Origin of the sequence: Minwuia sp. IMCC3060, from assembly GCF_029909435.1 — a bacterium.
GTDB lineage: Bacteria > Pseudomonadota > Alphaproteobacteria > Minwuiales > Minwuiaceae > Minwuia.
In genome coordinates this window covers 3058296-3075307 of sequence record NZ_CP123782.1, presented here as the reverse complement: position 1 = coordinate 3075307, position 17012 = coordinate 3058296, and the positions used below count along the sequence as shown (strand labels likewise).

The 17012-nt window shown below is 66.2% G+C and carries 17 protein-coding genes; 5 read left to right on the top strand and 12 right to left on the bottom strand.

The genetic code is table 11. From position 1 onward, the window contains the following. Nucleotides 1–30: 30 nt before the first annotated feature. The 9 genes from QGV54_RS14520 to QGV54_RS14480 are packed head-to-tail and all read right to left on the bottom strand — an operon-like array spanning nt 31 to nt 7591. Nucleotides 31–444, bottom strand: a complete 414-nt coding sequence (locus QGV54_RS14520; RefSeq protein WP_281016125.1) for an iron-sulfur cluster assembly scaffold protein — start codon at nt 442–444, stop codon at nt 31–33. Beyond that, entirely contained in the window at nt 441–1661 is a 1221-nt protein-coding gene (locus tag QGV54_RS14515; RefSeq protein WP_281016126.1) for a cysteine desulfurase, read from the bottom strand. The genes QGV54_RS14520 and QGV54_RS14515 overlap by 4 nt, the downstream gene beginning before the upstream one ends. Further along, nucleotides 1661–3277 carry a molybdopterin-binding/glycosyltransferase family 2 protein gene (locus tag QGV54_RS14510; RefSeq protein WP_281016127.1) on the bottom strand — a complete coding sequence of 539 codons (1617 nt, stop codon included), beginning with the start codon at nt 3275–3277 and terminating at the stop codon, nt 1661–1663. The genes QGV54_RS14515 and QGV54_RS14510 overlap by 1 nt, the downstream gene beginning before the upstream one ends. Next, on the bottom strand, nt 3274–3951 hold the full coding sequence (locus QGV54_RS14505) for an XdhC family protein (protein WP_281016128.1): 678 nt from the start codon (nt 3949–3951) through the stop codon (nt 3274–3276). Before QGV54_RS14505 ends, QGV54_RS14510 begins: the two co-directional genes overlap by 4 nt. A gap of 3 nt (nt 3952–3954) precedes the next feature. Then, nucleotides 3955–4278, bottom strand: coding sequence for an XdhC family protein (locus QGV54_RS14500; protein WP_281016130.1), 324 nt, complete (start codon nt 4276–4278; stop codon nt 3955–3957). Beyond that, nucleotides 4275–5546, bottom strand: a complete 1272-nt coding sequence (locus QGV54_RS14495; protein ID WP_281016131.1) for a VWA domain-containing protein — start codon at nt 5544–5546, stop codon at nt 4275–4277. The genes QGV54_RS14500 and QGV54_RS14495 overlap by 4 nt, the downstream gene beginning before the upstream one ends. Then, nucleotides 5546–6481, bottom strand: coding sequence for a MoxR family ATPase (locus QGV54_RS14490; RefSeq protein ID WP_281016132.1), 936 nt, complete (start codon nt 6479–6481; stop codon nt 5546–5548). The genes QGV54_RS14495 and QGV54_RS14490 overlap by 1 nt, the downstream gene beginning before the upstream one ends. Before the next feature lie 54 nt (nt 6482–6535). Then, the gene (locus tag QGV54_RS14485; protein WP_281016133.1) at nt 6536–6694 is read right to left on the bottom strand and encodes a hypothetical protein; all 159 of its coding nucleotides are present in this window, start codon (nt 6692–6694) and stop codon (nt 6536–6538) included. A gap of 9 nt (nt 6695–6703) precedes the next feature. Further along, nucleotides 6704–7591, bottom strand: coding sequence for an NAD(P)-dependent oxidoreductase (locus tag QGV54_RS14480; protein ID WP_281016134.1), 888 nt, complete (start codon nt 7589–7591; stop codon nt 6704–6706). A 160-nt stretch (nt 7592–7751) separates the two neighbouring features. Here QGV54_RS14480 and QGV54_RS14475 point away from each other — a divergent pair, with 160 nt between their 5' ends. The 3 genes from QGV54_RS14475 to QGV54_RS14465 all read left to right on the top strand — a co-directional run bounded on the left by QGV54_RS14475 (nt 7752) and on the right by QGV54_RS14465 (nt 12637). Then, nucleotides 7752–10145 carry a penicillin acylase family protein gene (locus QGV54_RS14475; protein ID WP_281019970.1) on the top strand — a complete coding sequence of 798 codons (2394 nt, stop codon included), beginning with the start codon at nt 7752–7754 and terminating at the stop codon, nt 10143–10145. An 87-nt stretch (nt 10146–10232) separates the two neighbouring features. Further along, a complete protein-coding gene (locus tag QGV54_RS14470) occupies nt 10233–11135 on the top strand; it encodes a DMT family transporter (protein ID WP_281019969.1) in 903 nt (300 codons plus the stop codon). Nucleotides 11136–11191: 56 nt separating this feature from the next. Then, the gene (locus tag QGV54_RS14465) at nt 11192–12637 is read left to right on the top strand and encodes a mannose-1-phosphate guanylyltransferase/mannose-6-phosphate isomerase (protein ID WP_281016137.1); all 1446 of its coding nucleotides are present in this window, start codon (nt 11192–11194) and stop codon (nt 12635–12637) included. A gap of 5 nt (nt 12638–12642) precedes the next feature. On the opposite strand, the gene QGV54_RS14460 is transcribed toward QGV54_RS14465, so the two are convergent. From QGV54_RS14460 to cobD, 3 genes are read right to left on the bottom strand one after another with little or no spacing between them, the layout of a single operon-like run. Next, on the bottom strand, nt 12643–13413 hold the full coding sequence (locus QGV54_RS14460; protein WP_281016138.1) for an enoyl-CoA hydratase-related protein: 771 nt from the start codon (nt 13411–13413) through the stop codon (nt 12643–12645). Between the two features lie 36 nt (nt 13414–13449). Continuing rightward, a complete protein-coding gene (gene cbiB, locus QGV54_RS14455) occupies nt 13450–14391 on the bottom strand; it encodes an adenosylcobinamide-phosphate synthase CbiB (RefSeq protein ID WP_281016139.1) in 942 nt (313 codons plus the stop codon). Then, complete coding sequence (cobD, locus tag QGV54_RS14450) at nt 14388–15380, bottom strand: threonine-phosphate decarboxylase CobD (RefSeq protein ID WP_281019968.1); 993 nt, start codon at nt 15378–15380, stop codon at nt 14388–14390. The genes cbiB and cobD overlap by 4 nt, the downstream gene beginning before the upstream one ends. A 300-nt stretch (nt 15381–15680) precedes the next feature. On the opposite strand from cobD, the gene QGV54_RS14445 reads away from it, so the two are divergent. Both QGV54_RS14445 and QGV54_RS14440 read left to right on the top strand, forming a co-directional pair. Beyond that, entirely contained in the window at nt 15681–15917 is a 237-nt protein-coding gene (locus QGV54_RS14445; RefSeq protein WP_281016141.1) for a DUF6732 family protein, read from the top strand. Next, nucleotides 15917–17011 carry a sirohydrochlorin chelatase gene (locus tag QGV54_RS14440; protein ID WP_281016142.1) on the top strand — a complete coding sequence of 365 codons (1095 nt, stop codon included), beginning with the start codon at nt 15917–15919 and terminating at the stop codon, nt 17009–17011. The genes QGV54_RS14445 and QGV54_RS14440 overlap by 1 nt, the downstream gene beginning before the upstream one ends. Nucleotide 17012 lies beyond the last annotated feature (1 nt).

The following is a 17012-nucleotide window of genomic DNA, read 5'->3' as shown; positions in this document are numbered from 1 at the left end:
GTCTCATGACGGCCCGGGGACCTGTATGGCTCAATCGCTGATCGTGGCTGAAACGGCGTCCTGAATGGCCTGATAGGGCAGCAATACGCAGTGATGACGGCTGATGTGGGCCCTTACGGCTTCAAATTCACTGTAATCGTCAGGCGCATCCGACTCGCTCTTCAGGAATGCGCGGATCGCTTCGCGCTGGTCGGACAGATCGTCCAACGTGCGTCCGACAGCGGTTTCACCAACGATCGAGGCGGAGGCCTGACACACCAGACAGGCCCGGATCTCGTAGCCGAGCGCAACGATCCGGTCCCCGTCCAGTTTCAGGTCCATCGTGATGCGGTCACCGCACATGGGGTTGTGTGTGGTCGCCGTCGCGTCCGGGGCGTCGAGCCGTCCGGCCCCGCTGGCCCGCCCGGCGAGTTTCAGGAACGCCGTCTGATAGATCTCGCTCACAGCAATGCCCTCACCTGTTCCAGCCCGTGCAGCAGGGCGCGAATGTCATCGGCATCATTGTAGAGCGCGAGGGAGGCGCGGACGGTGCCCGCAATGTCGCGGCTGTCCATGAAGGGTTGGGCGCAGTGGTGGCCGCCGCGTACGGCGACCCCGTGACTGTCCAGAATCTGGGCCACGTCATGCGGATGCAGCGGGTCCATGGTGAAGGAGATCACGGGCAGGCGCGCCTGTGACCCGGTGGGGCCGATGACGCTGACCCCCTTCATGGCCGAAAGTCCGTCGATGGCCTGTCCGGTCAGGGTCGCCAGATGCGCCTCCGCCCCCGCAAGGTCCTGGCCCGTCAGCCAGTCCGCTGCCGCTGCCATGCCGATGGCAGGGGTGATGGGCGGTGTACCGGCCTCGAACCGCATGGGTGGCTCCGCATAGCGGGTCCGGTCCAGCGATACATGGGCGATCATCTCGCCGCCGCCCATGAACGGGGGCATGTCCGCCAGCAGGTCAGTCCGGCCCCAGAGCACGCCGACGCCGTTCGGTCCGAACATCTTGTGGCCAGAGAAGCAATAGAAGCCGACCCCGAGCGCGGTGACGTCGAGCGGCCCGTGCGGCACCATCTGGGCGCCATCCAGCAATACCTCCGCACCGACCGACCCAGCAGCCTCCACCACGCGGGCGACGTCGGTCACCGCACCGGTGACGTTTGCGACGTGGGTCAGCGCGATCAGGCGTGTGCGCGGTGTGACCAGATCCTCCAGCCGGTCCAGGTCGATGCGGCCATCCTCCGTCGCGGGCAGGGCTTTCAGCACGATGCCGCTGCGGTCCCGCAGCATCTGCCAGGGCACGATGTTGGAATGGTGCTCCAGGACGGAGACCAGCACTTCGTCCCCCGCCTGCAGCCGTGCGCCGAAACAATGGGCGACGAGGTTGATGGCTGCCGTGGTGCCGGATGTGAAGATGATTTCCTCCGCCGCCGCACCGACAAAGCGCGCCATGGTCTGGCGCGCACCCTCGTAGGCACGGGTCGCGGCCTCCGCCAGCCGGTGAACCGACCGGTGCACATTGGATCGTGCCGTTGTTTCATGGGCCTGTATCGCGGCCAGCACCGCGTCAGGCATCTGCGCCGTCGCGCCATTGTCGAGGTAGTGCAGTGACGGCATCCCGTCAGCCGCATGGTTCAGGATCGGAAACTGCGCCCGGACGGCTGAAACATCGAAAGCCATCAGTCCCTTATCCTCGCCAACGCCTCGGGCGTGTCGACATCCATGAAGATGGAGTCATCGTCCACCGCTATCTCCGCTACCAGATCCTCGTGCTGGCCGATGAGGTGGCGCGCGCCGGTGTCGCCTGCAACATCGCGGATCGCGGCGAAGAAGCGCCGGTCGAACAGCACCGGGTTGCCGCGCTTGCCGTGCCGGGTCGGGATGACGATGGCGCGGCCCTCCACCGGGTTGAAGGCGGCGATCATGCGGTCCAGCAGGGCGGAGGTGACGCGGGGCATGTCGCCGAGGCAGACCAGCGCCCCGTCACAGCCTTCCGGTACAGCGGCGATCCCTGTCGCCAGCGATGTGCTCAGTCCCTCCGCAAAGCGCGGATTGTGCGTGACGGTCACCGGCCGCTGGTCGCCGAGAGCTGCCGTGACCTGATCCGGCTCATGCCCGGTGACGACGATCAGCGGTGTCGCGGCACTGGCCTCCACCGCCTCGATGGCATGCAGCAGCATGGGCTTGCCGCCCACGTCGGCCAGCAGCTTGTTGTCCGCGCCCATGCGGCGTGACTGCCCTGCCGCGAGCACGATGCCGGCCACGCGTGGCATTCTCTGTGCGCCTGAGTTCATGTCGGTCTTTCCGTCCCTGGGCGCACCGCGTTGCACCGTGTCCATCAGCAGGCCGCCGACACCCATCCCCATGATCGCCGCGGCATCCACGTCCTGTCCGGCGAGCAGGCGGTTGAGTACCCAGTCGAAACCATTCGGTTTCGGGCTGCGGGCGCAGCCGGGCGCGCCGATCACCGGCACCCCCTGCAGGTCGCCGATCAGCATCAGATTGCCCGGATCGACGGGCATGCCGTAGTGACGGATCATGCCGCCTGCCGCGACGATCCCGGCGGGAATCACATCCCGGCGGTCGGTAATGGCGGAGGCGGCGAAGATCACGATGGGGTTGTTGCCGCGCGCATGCTGACGCCGGATGGTGTCGGCCAGCGCATCCTCGTGATGGTCGACGGTCTCGACGTCGCCCACCGAACTGCCCACGCGGCGCAGGCGCAGGTCCATCACCTCGGCGGCCTTGGCGATCACGGACGGCTTGGTTTCAGGCAGGCGGGTGGCGATGACGCCGACCCTGTGCGGCGTGAAGGCGGCGAGGGCGACGGCCCCCTGTGCCCGTCCGACGACCGCCGCAACGGTTTCAGCCGGAACCGCGAAGGGAATGATCTTGATGGTGGCCAGCATCTGCCCGGCCTCCACGGTTGCCCAGGGTTCGACCGTGGCAATGGTGATGCTCTCGTGCACCGCATTCATCGCGTTGATCACCTCGCGGTCGATCAGCACGACCCCCGCCGCCTCCGCATAGATGTTGCAGCGGCCCGTGAAGGGGGCATTGGTGCGGGTGCCGTCCCCTGCACTGGCGGTCGCCACCTGCTCCGCCGCCAGATCCTCGGCAATGTCATCCGGCCCGGCATGGGCGGCGAGCACGCTGGTTGTCCCCTTGTCGCGCAACCACGCGATGTCAGCGGCAGTCAGCGCGTGGCCCTTCTTGTGGCGCCGCCCGTCGATGGTCAGGCCATGGGCAAGCCAGGCACCCAGTGCCTCATCCAGCGGCAGGCGGCCGAAGATCACGCCGCGGCTCCACGCAGTGCGGCGGTGACCTGTCCCATGATGGAGACGGCGATCTCCGCGGGCGACTTCGCGCCGATGTTCAGGCCCACCGGTCCATGGATGCGGCTGTGGTTGCTCTCGTCGAAACCGGCTGTTTCGAGCCGCTGGATCCGCTTCGCGTGGGTGCCTCGCGACCCGAGGGAGCCAATGTAGAACGCATCCGACGCCAGGGCGGCCTGCAGGGCAGGGTCGTCCAGTTTCGGGTCATGTGTCAGGGTGACGATGGCGGTGCGGTGGTCGGGTTTCAGCTCCGCCAGCGCCTCGTCGGGCCAGGCGTCCATGATGCGGATATCGGGGAACCGTTCCGGCGTGGCCCAGGCCTGGCGCGGATCGACGATGGTCACGTCATAGCCGGTCATCGCCGCCATGGGGGCCAGTGCCTGCGCGATATGCACCGCACCGACGATGATCATCCGAAGCGGCGGATTGAAGACGTTCAGGAACACGTCGCCGTCCGCAGTCTCGACCGTGCGGGGCTTGTCGGACTGGATCGCCAGTGCCGCCTCTGCGGCCAGCGGGTCATTGTCACCGGGATGGATCAGGCGCTGGTCGCCGCTGGCCAGATGGGTGGCAACGACAACGGTGCGCTGTGCCGCGCGGTCAGCCAGCAACTGGTCGAGAAGTTTACGTTTCATGGTCTATTCCAGCCGTTCGACGAAGACGGAGATCTTGCCGCCACAGGCCAGTCCGACTTCCCAGGCCTCGTCATTGCTGACGCCGAAGTCGAGCTGTTTCGGGGTGCCGCTGCGCATGATCTCCAGCGCTTCGGCCACGACCGCGCCCTCGACGCAGCCGCCGGAGACGGAGCCGACGAAGTCGCCGTTCTCCGCGATCGCAAGCTGGCTGCCCGCCGGTCGCGGGGCGGAGCCCCAGGTGGAGACCACGGTCGCCAGCGCGACCTTGCGACCGGCTGCCTGCCAGTCAGCGGCGCTCTGCAGGATGTCGCGTGTTTCGGTGCTCATGCCAGTTCTCCAGACCAGGTGCGGGCAGCTTCCAGACGACGCGGTCCCATGTCGCCCAGTGCTTCGGCAAGTTGTGACAGACTCTCCAGATTGTGGACCGGGCGGAAATCGTCAACATGCGGCAGGATCGCGCGGATGCCGCGTGCCTTCGGCTCGAACCCCTCGAACCGCAACAGCGGGTTCAGCCAGATCAGCCGCCGACACGACTTGTGCAGCCGTTCCATCTCCAGTTCCAGCCCGTCCCCGGCGTCCCGGTCCAGCCCGTCGGTGATCATCAGCACCACCGCCCCCTGGCCCAGCACCCGCCGCGACCAGAATCGGTTGAACTCCTCCAGCGTCGCGCCGATGCGGGTGCCGCCGGACCAGTCCTGTACCTGTGCGCCGATCCGCTCCAGCGCCACGTCGATGTCGCGGTGGCGCAGGTGGCGGGTGATGTTGGAAAGCCGGGTGCCGAACAGGAAGCTGTGCACCCGGTCGCGGTCGCTGGTCATGGCGTGCATGAAATGCAGCATCATGCGGCTGTAGCGTTCCATGGACCCGGAAATGTCGCACAGCACCACCAGCGGCGGATGACGTTCGACCCGCGCCCGATGCTCCAGCGGCATGGCATCCCCGCCGGACTTCATGATGGCGCGGAAGCTGCGGCGCATGTCGACCCGGCGACCGTTCGGCTTCGGCTGGAACCGTCGCGTCTTCACGTTCATCAGGGGCAGGCGCATCCGTGCCATGGCACGCCGCGCCTCCTCCATTTCCGTATTGGTCATGTCCTCGAAATCGCGGGTCTGCAGCCGTTCCTCGTCGGAGACGGTCAGGGTCGCGTCGATCTCGATTTCCTGCTCGCCGCTGTCGGGTGGTTCCTGGCGCGACTGCGGTGCCAGTGCCTCGGCGATCCGGCGCATGGTCTTCTTGCGCTCCGCCTCCTCCGATCCGTCGATGTCGGGGCGGACCTCCGGCAGCAGCAGCGACATCATCTTCTCGAGCAGCTGCGGATCGCGCCAGAAGATGTGAAACGCCTGGTCGAACAGTTCCTTCTGGTCGCGGCGGTTCACGAAGACCGAATGCAGGGTCCAGTAGAAGTCCTTGCGATGACGCAGCCCGGCGGTCTCCACCGCGCGGATCGCGTCCAGTGTCTTGCCGGGGCCGACCGGCAGCCCGGCAACCCGCAGCGCGCGGGCAAAATGCATGATGTTCTCCGGCAGCCGGCCGCCCTTCGGCCCGTCGGCCGCAGCCTCGCCGTCCGCCGGGGGAACCGGTGCCGAGCCGAACATCAGCCTGCCACCGCCTCCGCCCGCACCTGCTGCAGGATGCGCGACGCCTCGCTGCCCTGCATCTTCACGATGTCGTCCTGATATTTCAGGATCACGCCCAGCGTGTTGTTGATGGTGTCCGGGTCCAGGACAATGACGTCCAGTTCGGTCAGCGCCCGGGTCCAGTCGATGGTCTCCGCCACGCCCGGCTGCTTGAACAGGTCCTGCTTGCGCAGTTCCTGGATGAAACCGACGATCTGCTGGGTCAGCTGCTCCGGCGCTTCGGGGGCCTTGCGCCGCAGGATCTCCAGTTCCCGCGCCGCATCCGGGTAATCCACCCAGTGATAGAGACAGCGGCGCTTCAGCGCGTCATGGATCTCGCGGGTCCGGTTCGATGTGATGACCACCAGCGGCGGCTCGGGCGCCTTGATGGTGCCGATCTCCGGGATCGAGATCTGGAAGTCGGACAGGACTTCCAGCAGATAGGCCTCGAACGGTTCGTCCGTGCGGTCCAGTTCGTCGATCAGCAACACCGGTGCCGCACCCGGCTTCCCGTCCAGGGCCTGCAGCAGCGGCCGCCGGATCAGGAATTCCTCCGTGAAGATGCCCTTCGAGAGGCGTTCGCGATCCGTCTCGCCCGCCGCTTCCGCAAGCCTGATCTCCAGCATCTGGCGGGCGTAGTTCCATTCGTAGACGGCGGAGGCAACGTCCAGCCCCTCGTAGCACTGCAGCCGGACCAGCGGTCGGCCCAGCGTGGTCGACAGCACCTTCGCCAGCTCGGTCTTGCCGACACCGGCCTCTCCCTCCAGGAAGATGGGCCGTCCCATGCGCATGGAGAGGAAGGAAACGGTGGCGAGACTGCGGTCTGCGACGTAATCCGCCTCCGACAGCAGGGTCGCGGTCTCGTCGATGGAACTCGGCAGGGCACGGGGCAGGGCGCGGGGCGCATCACTCATGAAACAGGATCTCCGGCAGGCATTGTGGTCTTCGGGTTCTTCCGCGTGGCGAGGTCAGGCAAGCAACAAGGTATACAGCGTGACGGCGGCGACAAGGATCACGGCCCAGAGCAGGGGACTCATGCGCCCTGACTTTCGCCGGTTGCGCGCCGCATCCTCCGCCGCGCGCATCGACCGGGCCGTGATGTTGTCCTGATCTACTTCGTCAGACATGGGGCCTCTTCAGTCATAGCTCTTCTTCAGTTGGCGCAGGCGCCGGATCAGGCTGGAGGTGTCCCAGCGGCCACCGCCCATGGCCTGCACATCGCCGTAGAACTGATCGACGACAGCCGTGACCGGCAGGCTGATACCCATGCGCTTCGCCTGTTCGAGGCAGATGCCCAGGTCCTTGCGCATCCAGTCGACGGCGAAACCGAACTCGAACTGGTCGTCCAGCATGGTCTCGTAGCGGTTTTCCATCTGCCAGGACTGCGCCGCACCCTTGGAGATGGTGTCCACCACCTTGCGCCCGTCCAGTCCGGCGGACTGGGCGAAATGCAGGGCCTCCGACAGGCCCTGGACCAGACCGGCGATGCAGATCTGGTTGACCATCTTGGCGATCTGGCCGCTGCCGGCCTCTCCCAGCAGTTCACAGGCGCGGGCATAGGACATGATCGCGGGCTTCGCGGTGTCGAAATCCTTCTGCGAGCCGCCGCACATGACGGTCAGCACACCATTCTCCGCCCCGGCCTGGCCGCCGGAGACCGGGCCATCGACGAAGCCGACACCCTTGTCCGCCGCATGTGCCGCGATCTCCCGCGCCACGTCGGCGGAGGCGGTGGTGTGGTCAACCAGAACGGCACCGGCCTTCATGCCCGCCAGGGCGCCATCGTCACCCAGCACCACACTGCGCAGGTCGTCGTCATTGCCGACACAGACCATGACGAAATCCGCGCCTTCGGCCGCCTGTCTCGGCGTCCGGGCACTGTTGCCGCCATACTTGCCCACCCACTCGTCCGCCTTCGCCGCGGTGCGGTTGTAGACGGTTGTCTCATACCCCTTCTGCTGCAGGTATCCGGCCATGGGAAAGCCCATGACGCCGAGACCGATGAATGCTGCTTTCTGTGCCATGGTGCGATACCCCTGCCCGATGTTCCCTTTGCCCCATTCCTACACTGCGCGGCGGGGGACCGGAAGGCCTGCGAATCGCAGGCTGTGCGGTTGACGTGCACGGCAAAGGGGCCATGCTCGGGACTATGAGCGATTCGGGAATCCTGCGGCGGTAATTCAAATGAAGTGGCTCTGGCGACTGCTGTTCACCATCGTGCTGACGCTGGCCATCGCCGTGGTGGGTGTCTTCATAGCCGGTCGCATGTCGCTGCCCGAGTATCAGGGCACCGTCGCCCTGCGCGGACTGGAGAACACGGTACGCATCGTGCGCGACCGTTTTGCCGTGCCGCATATCCGTTCCCAGAACCGCGCCGACAGCCTGTTCGCGCTGGGTTACGTGCATGCGCAGGACCGGCTCTGGCAGATGGAGATGCAGCGGCGCATCGGGCAGGGGCGGCTTTCCGAGATCGCCGGGGAATCCACGGTTTCCACCGATGTGTTCCTGCGGACGCTTGGCGTCTACCGGGTGGCGGAGCGGACGGTGGAACGGCTGGACACCGAAACCCGCGCCCTGCTTGACGCCTATGTCGCGGGCATCAACGCGTTCCTGCAGAACCGGGACGGGCTGCTGCCCCCGGAGTTCCTGATCACCGGCATCGAACCGGAACCATGGCGGCCTGCCGACACGCTGGTCTGGCTGAAGATGATGGCCTGGAACCTGAGTGGCAACTGGGCCAACGAGGCACGGCGCGCGGCGCTCGCCACCCGTCTGAGCCCGGAACAGATCCGTGACCTCTGGCCCGACTATCCGTCCGATGGTCCGACCGCCATCCGCAGTCTGGCCAGTGCCATGCCCGCCGACTTCTGGTCGGACCTGGCGAAGCTGGACCCGTTCCCGCAAGGTCCGGGCACGGGGTCGAACAACTGGGTGGTCAGTGGCAGCCGCAGTGCCACCGGCAAGCCGCTGCTGGCCAATGACCCGCATCTGGGCCTGCAGACACCCGCCATCTGGTACTTCGCGGCCATGGATGACGGCACTGACGCCACCATCGGCGCCACCCTGCCCGGCGTTCCCTTCGTGGTGCTGGGACGCAACCGCCATATCGCGTGGGGGTTCACCAATACCTTCCCGGATACGCAGGACCTCTACATAGAGCAGGTCAACCCCGACGACCCGACGCAGTACCGGACGGAAGACGGCTGGGCCACGTTCGAGACGGTGCAGGAAGTCATCCGTGTCAGCGGCGGAGACGATGTGCCCATCACCGTGCGCAAGACACGGCACGGCCCGGTGATGTCTGACGTGACGGAGCGGCTTTCGGGCATCGCACCGGACGGTCATGTCGTGGCGTTCCGCTGGCATGTCCTGGATGACGATGAATTCTCGGTCCGGGCGGGTCTGAACACCCACACGGCCCGCAACTGGCGCGATTTCCGGGAGGCCATGCGCGACTTCACCGGTGCCCAGCAGAACATGGTCTATGCCGATGTGGCCGGAAACATCGGCTTCATCGCGGCGGGCAAGGTGCCGGTACGCGTGGACCAGTCCGACTGGCAGGGCATGCTGCCGGTGAAGGGGTGGGAGCCGGAAGCGGTGCGTGTCGGCTACATCCCCTATGACGCCCTGCCGCAGACCTTCAATCCGGCGAAGGGTTATGTCATCACGGCCAACAACCGCATCGTCGGTGACGATTATCCCTGGTTCATCACCAACGAGTGGGCGGCCCCCTATCGGGCGCAGCGGATCACCGACCTTCTGGAAGCACGGTCGATCCATTCGATCGAGAGCTTCAAGTCGATCCAGGCTGACCAGGTGTCACTGTTCGTGCGCCAGATGAAACCCCTGATGACGGCGATCGCGCCGGAGCGGGAGGGTCTGCGGACCGTCGTGGCGGACCTGAAGCTCTGGGACGGCGACATGGATGCCGACAGGACGGAGCCGACGATCTTCGTCGCCTGGTATCTGGAACTGGTGCGCCAGCTGATCGTCGATGAGACCGGGGAGCAGATCGACCAGGTCTTCGGTTTCCGCCCGACCTTCGTTCACAACGTGCTGACCGACCGCAACGGGGCCAGCCGCTGGTGTGATGACGTGGCGACGGAGGGGGTGGAGAGCTGTACCCTGATCACCATGCGCGCGCTGGACCTGGCCATGGCCGGGCTGGAGATGCGGCACGGCAGCGACCGGGCAGACTGGCGCTGGGGCGACATTCACCGGGCGATCAGCCCGCACAATCCGTTCGGGCGCGTCGATCCGCTGAAACAGGTGTTTGATGTCTCGGTTCCCGTCGGCGGCGGGTCCTTCACCGTCAATGTGGCGCATGGGCGGCCCACCAGCCCGGAAGGTCCGATGACCACGGGGCATGCGGCATCGCTGCGCGCGCTTTACAATCTCGATAATCTGGATGCGTCGCTCTACATGCATTCCACGGGGCAGTCGGGGCATCTGCTGTCGCCGCATTACGACGACTTTGCCGAACGCTGGCGGCAGGTGGACTACATCCCCATGTCACTGCGGGCAGAGGATATCGAACCCGGCGCGATCGGTACGCTGGTGATGCAACCGCTGCGGTAGGTTGCCAAGGGTCGGCACTGTTCCGAAGCACCCTGTCATACCTGCCAGCCCGTTCCCAAACGGTGCGGCTTGCTCTATGCAGCACGCATGAGTTCCGCGCCCAACACACCGACCGCGACACTGGCCACGACCGTGCTGATGCCGGCACTGTTCGTGTTCCTGTGGTCGACCGGTTTCATCGGCGGCAAGCTTGGCCTGCCGCACGCGGAGCCGATGACATTCCTCGCCATCCGCTTTGCCATTGTTGCGGCCGGACTGACGCTGGTCGCGCTGGTGTTTCGTGCCGCCTGGCCCCGGGACTGGCGGCAGATCGCGCATCTGGCGGTGGTGGGCATCCTGCTGCACGGATTCTATCTCGGCGGCGTCTTCGCGGCGATCCATGACGGGGTGGAGGCCGGAACCTCGGCCCTGATCGTCGGCATCCAGCCGATCCTGACCGCCATTCTCGCCGGGCCTGTGCTGGGGGAGCGGGTTACCCGCCGCCAGTGGGCCGGGTTCCTGCTGGGACTCACCGGCGTGGGGCTGGTGGTGGAGCAGAAGCTGGGGCTGGGTCTCGGCACCCCGTTCGGCATGGGCCTCTGTATCGTCGCCCTGTTCGGCATCACCCTGGGAACGCTGTACCAGAAGCGGTTCTGCACCGCGATGGACCTCAGGACCGGCAATGCCATCCAGTTCGGGGCGGCTTTCCTGATGACCACGACCATGGCCTTCATCTTCGAGACCCGTGAGGTGGACTGGACGCCGGAGTTCATGATCGCGCTGGCCTGGCTGGTCATCGTCCTGTCATTCGGGGCGATCACGCTGCTGATGGTGCTGATCCGTCAGGGTGCCGCCTCCCGGGTCGCCAGCCTGTTCTTCCTGGTGCCGCCCTCCGCCGCCCTGATCGCCTGGCCCCTGTTCGGCGAGACTTTCGGCATTGTCGCGATTGTCGGGATGGTACTGGTTGTCATGGGTGTCGCGCTTGTCAATCTGTCGCCGGTTCGCCAATGATCGGCGTGTCGCCCTGACCTTCCTTCGCCTGACCCAGAGCAGCAAGAGGCTCCATCATGTCCGCCCCTGAAGACCAGCGCATCTTTCCCGTCCTGCTGTCCGGCGGTTCCGGCACGCGGCTGTGGCCCCTGTCGCGCAAGCTCTATCCGAAGCAGCTTCTGGCACTGGGCGGTGAAGCGACCATGCTGCAGGAAACGGCGCTGCGCCTGCCGGAGGACGGCAGCCTGCGTGCCCCCATGGTGATCTGCAACAATGACCACCGCTTCATCGTGGCCGAGCAGCTTCACGCCATCGACCGCGCGCCGCTGACGGTGATGCTGGAGCCCGTGGGCCGCAACACGGCCCCCGCCGCCGCCGCCGCCGCGCACTACTGCGGCGGGCTGGACAGGGACGCGATCATCGTGCTGCTGCCTGCCGATCACGTGATCCTGGACCGCGAGACCTTCCGCGCCCGTCTGGCGGAGGCGATCGCGCTGGCCGATCAGGGCCACATCGTTACCTTCGGCATGCGCCCCGACGGTCCCAATACCGGCTATGGCTACATCCGCGCGGGGGAACATCTCTCCGGCGACGCCCACAAGGTGGCGCGGTTCGCGGAAAAGCCGGATCTGGCAACGGCGAAGGAGTATGTCGCCAGCGGCGAGTATCTATGGAACAGCGGCATGTTCGTGGCGCGCGCCGACATCCTGCTGGGAGAACTGGAGAACCTGCGCCCCGACATACTCGGGGCCGTGAAGACGGCGGTCGACAAGGCGGAGCCGGATCTTGATTTCCTGCGCATCGACGCGGATGCCTTCGCCGCCTGTCCGGCCGAATCCATCGACATCGCGGTGATGGAGAAGACGGATCGCGCCGCGGTCATCGCCTGCGACTTCGGCTGGTCGGACATCGGGTCGTGGTCGGCACTCTGGGACGTGGGGCAGACGGACGCCAACGGCAATGTCACCTTGGGCGACACCATCCTGCATGATGTCCACAACAGCTACGTCCGTACCGAGAACGCCATGGTCGCCGCCATTGGCGTGGAGAACCTGGCCATCGTGCAGACGGCGGATGCCGTGCTGGTGGCGCACCGCGACCGGGCGCAGGACGTCAAGATCGTGGTCGACCGGCTGCAGCAGGAAGGCCGGGCCGAGCACGAGACCCACGTGCGCCATTACCGGCCATGGGGGTTCTACGAGACCCTGGACGAAGGGCCGCGGTTCCAGGTGAAGCGCCTGATGGTCAATCCGGGGGCAGAGCTTTCACTGCAACTGCATCATCATCGCGCCGAGCACTGGGTGGTCGTGTCCGGCACCGCGCGGGTGACGCGCGGGGAGGAAAACCTGCTGCTGTCGGAGAACCAGTCGACCTATATCGCCGTCGGCATGGCGCACCGGCTCGCCAACCCCGGCAAGGTGCCGCTGGAGGTCATCGAGATCCAGTCCGGCAGCTACCTGGGCGAGGATGATATCGTCCGTCTGGACGACCCCTACAACCGGGCCGCCCATGAGACGAAGTAGGCTGCTCAGGCACCCTTGAAGACCGGTCGCCGCTTCTCCTGAAATGCCTTGAAGCCTTCGACCCCGTCGGCGGCCTTGCAGGCTTCGTCCTGTCCGCGCGCTTCCTCGGTCAGGGACGCATCCAGGTCGAGATCGTCACGCAGGATGCGCTTGGAGATGGCGAAGGCCTTTGTCGGTCCGGTGGCGATGTGGCGGGCCATCTTCAGGACTTCTTCCTCCAGCGCGTCGGGCGCGAAGGCGTGGTTGATCAGGCCCATGTCAGCCGCTTCCTGCCCGGAAATCAGGCGGCCCGTGTAGATCAGTTCGAAGGTGCGGTGGGTGCCTATGCGCTGCTGCATGTGGTAGTGGCCGCCGGAGTCGAGGATGCAGCCGATGTTGCGGAACGGACTGCCCAGCACGGCATTGTCCGCAGCCATCTGGATATCGCAGGCGAAGGCCAGGCCGAAGCCGACACCCAGGCACGGCCCTTCGATCAGGGCGATGGTCGGGATGTCCAGCGCGCGCACGGCCAGCAGTACCGGGTGGATCACGTCGCGCAGCAGCGCCTCATTGTCATCGCTGGCCGGATCGGCTCCCGCAATGTCACGCCCCGCGCTGAATGCGCCGCCCGCCCCGCGCATGATCATGCATCGTGCGCCCGCGTTCTCCACGGCCTCCAGACAGTTCACCAGTTCCGCCAGATCCTCCGGGCGCAGGCTGTTCTTCGCCTTTGGCCGGTTGAGCGTGATGGTGGCGACATCGCCATCCATGGCCCAGAGCACGGTCGCTTCGGTCATTGCTGTCTCCCCTTGTCCGATTGACCGGCATTCTGCTCAGAGCAGCAGGCCGAGGACAAGCACCAGCCCGAGGCCGAGGAAGAAGGCGCGCCAGACATGTCCGACGGCGCGGCGGATGTCACCCGCGCCAGCGGTCCTGCGTCCTTCCGGGTTCATCCATGGGTCATCGACGGTCGTGCTGCCATATCGGCGCGGGCCGGCGAGCGCGAGACCCAGTGCGGCGGCCAGTGCCGCCTCCGGCCAGCCTGCGTTGGGGGAGCGGTGACGCGGGGCGTCGCGCCAGACGGTCCCGGCCTTCTCCGGCATCATGGCAACGGCCAGAAACAGCAGCGCCGTCAGGCGAGCCGGGATCAGGTTCATCAGGTCGTCGAGCCGCGCGGCGGCCCAGCCAAAGGCCTGATGCCGGGGGGTGCGGTGACCGATCATCGAGTCCGCCGTGTTCACCAGCTTGTAGACCATGATCCCGGGCAGGCCCGCGACGGCGAACCAGAATGCGGGGGCGACGACACCGTCGGAGAAGTTCTCCGCCGCCGATTCGATTGCGGCGCGCGCCACACCGGCCTCGTCCAGGCTTTCCGGGTCGCGACCGACGATACGCGCGACCGCGGCGCGTGCTTCGGGCAAGGACGCTTCCATGGCGTCGGCGACGTCGATGACGTGGTTCGTCAGGCTCCGCTGCGCCAGCAGGATCGCGGCCCCGAGCATGGCCAGCAGCCCGCCGAAGGGCAGGTTCTCGATCAGCGTGCCGAGCAGGCCAGCGCCGAGCACCAGTATGACCATGGCCAGGATGCCTGCCCGCCGCCGCTCCGCCTGGCTGTCGTCCATCAGGTTCATGCGCCGGTCCAGCCAGCCGATTGTGCGGCCGGCGATCACGACAGGATGCGGCATCCGCTTCCAGAGCCAGTCCGGTTCCCCGAACAGCGCGTCGAGCACCATCGCCCCGGCCAGCAGGAACAGCAGCCCTTCCGATTCCATCATGTCACCCCCTGTGACAGGGCCTGTTCCAGTCGCCCGAATGCGGCGTCGGAAGCCGGAAGGCCGAAACGGATATGGTCCGGCCAGTCATCGAATATCCGGGTCCAGATCCGCGCCCGGGCGAGGGTCTCATGCAGGGCAGCGGCGTCAGGCGCTTCGGCTGTCTGGAACAGGTCGGTGCCGGAAAGTCTGTCCAGCCCCGCCGAGGCAAGCATTTCCCGCAGCCGCAACGTCTCGCGCGACAGGGTCTGTTTCATCTCGGCGATCCAGCGGTGATCGTTCAGCGCAGCAGCCCCCAGGTGCAGGGTGGGCCCCGCCACCGCCCATGGTCCCAGCAGGCGGCTGATCCGTTCCATTGTTTCAGGCGCACCAACCGCGAAGCCAAGACGCAGTCCCGCCAGACCGAAGAACTTGCCGAAGGACCGCAGCACCACGACATTCGCGGGCAGGGGAAGGCGACAGAGACTGTCGTCCTCCGTCATGTCCATGAAGGCTTCGTCCACGATCAGGGTGCCGACGCGCACTGCCAGGTCAATCAGGTCACTGCTGGCGGTCCGGTGACCGTCCGGATTGTTCGGGTTCACGCAGACCACGGTCCCAACGTCGGGCGCTGTCGTGACCTGCCAGCCTGCATCGGCAAAGACGCCGCGATGCTCGTTGTAGCTGGGGTGCCGCACTGCAACCCGATCGCCGCTGGCCAGCCGCGGCATCAGTTGAATCAGCGCCTGTGTGCCGGGTGCCGCGACGATGCCGTTCGACGGATGCAGGCCATAGACCCGACGCGCTGCATCCAGCAGCCGGTCCTGCGCCTGGTGGTCGGGCAGGGTCTGCCAGACTGACCCGGGCATCGATTGCAACGCCTGCTGCAGCGGCCACGCATGGGGATTGATGCCGGTCGAGAGGTCGATCCATTGCGCGCGGGATCCGCCGTAGCGTGCCGCCGCCCGGTCCAGATCGCCCCCGTGGGCACGTGTTTCAGCAGCTTGAGCCATGGCGCTGTTCACCACGCGCACCGCGTCCGGTCAATGCGAAACGCGTCTGTCGCGGGGCAGGATTGAAACATCGGATGTCGCCTTTCGCATTGCAGTGCAGCACGCGGAGCCGTAGGTTCTGGCCATGGATAGCGCCCCGGAGTCGAATCCGCGAAGGGGCTGAAACGATTTCGGTGGCGGTCGACCCAAACCGGGGACCAGGCCCGAACTGTCCGGTGGAGTGTCAGGGATTGCACCCCTTGGGTGCATGTCCCCCGTCGTTGCCATCCGGTCGCAATGCAACGAAGGAGGAGCAGTCCGATGCGCCTTGTCCTTGGACCCATTTCCGTCCTTTTCATGCCCTTCGGCGCAATGGCCCATGTCGGTCATGTCGGCGAACTGGCCGGTCACAGCCATTGGGTCGGCGTTGCCGCCGTGGTCGGTGCCGCAGCGGTCGCGGCCATTGCCGCAAAGCTGCGCAAGCGGGGCGAACGCGACGGTCAGGAGGCCGAATCCGAGGCCGAAGGCGGCGAACAGACGGCTGAGGAAGCTGCCTGATGTCCATCGATGACGCTGCGCGCCTGCCCGAAGGAACCGGCATCATGGTCTGTGGCCATGGCAGTCGTGATGAACGTGCCGTTGCCGAGTTCGCGCAGGTGTCGGCCCGGCTGCGTGACCGCTTTCCCGGCCTGCCGGTGGACTACGGCTATCTGGAATTTGCCCGCCCGATCATTCGCGACGGTCTCGACAATCTGCTGGCGCAGGGCGTGAAACGTATCCTGGCCGTGCCGGGCATGCTCTTCGCTGCCGGGCACGCGAAGAACGACATTCCGTCTGTCCTGAACACCTACGCCGCGCAGAACGACTGCCAGATCGACTATGGCCGTGAACTGGCGGTCGATCTGAAGATGCTGCAGGCCGCGGGCGAGCGGGTGTCGCAGGCCGTGGCAGCAGCCAATGCGGAACATGGTGAACTGCCGATGCATGAGACCATGCTGGTCGTCGTCGGGCGCGGTTCCTCCGACCCCGATGCCAACAGCAATGTCTCCAAGGTCGCGCGGATGCTGTGGGAGGGGATGGGCTTCGGCTGGTGCGAGACAGCCTATTCCGGAGTCACCTTCCCGCTGGTCGCACCCGCGCTGGAGCATGCAGCCCGCCTCGGCTATCGCCGCATCATCGTCTTTCCCTATTTCCTCTTCACCGGAATCCTGGTGGAGCGGATCTACAGCTACACCGACGAAGTGGCCGCGAAGCATCCGGACATCTGCTTCGTGAAGGCCGGGTACCTGAACGACCATGAGCGGGTGATCGACACCTTCGTGGACCGGGTGCACGAGATCGTGGACGGCCGGAACCTGATGAACTGCGGCATGTGCAAGTACCGCGCGCAGGTGCTGGGTTTCGAGGCCGAGGTCGGACTGGCGCAGGAGAGCCACCACCATCACGTGGAGGGGATCGGATCCGGGGAAGCGGATACGGCCCATGGTCAGGCGCACGATATTGATCACGCTCACGGCCATGACCATGACCATGACCATTCGCATGACCACGACCATAGTCACGGGCATGGGCATGATCATGGACATCATCATCACCCCTACCCGCACGCCGATCATCCGCACGGACCGCGCAGCATGAAATCCGGGGGATGAG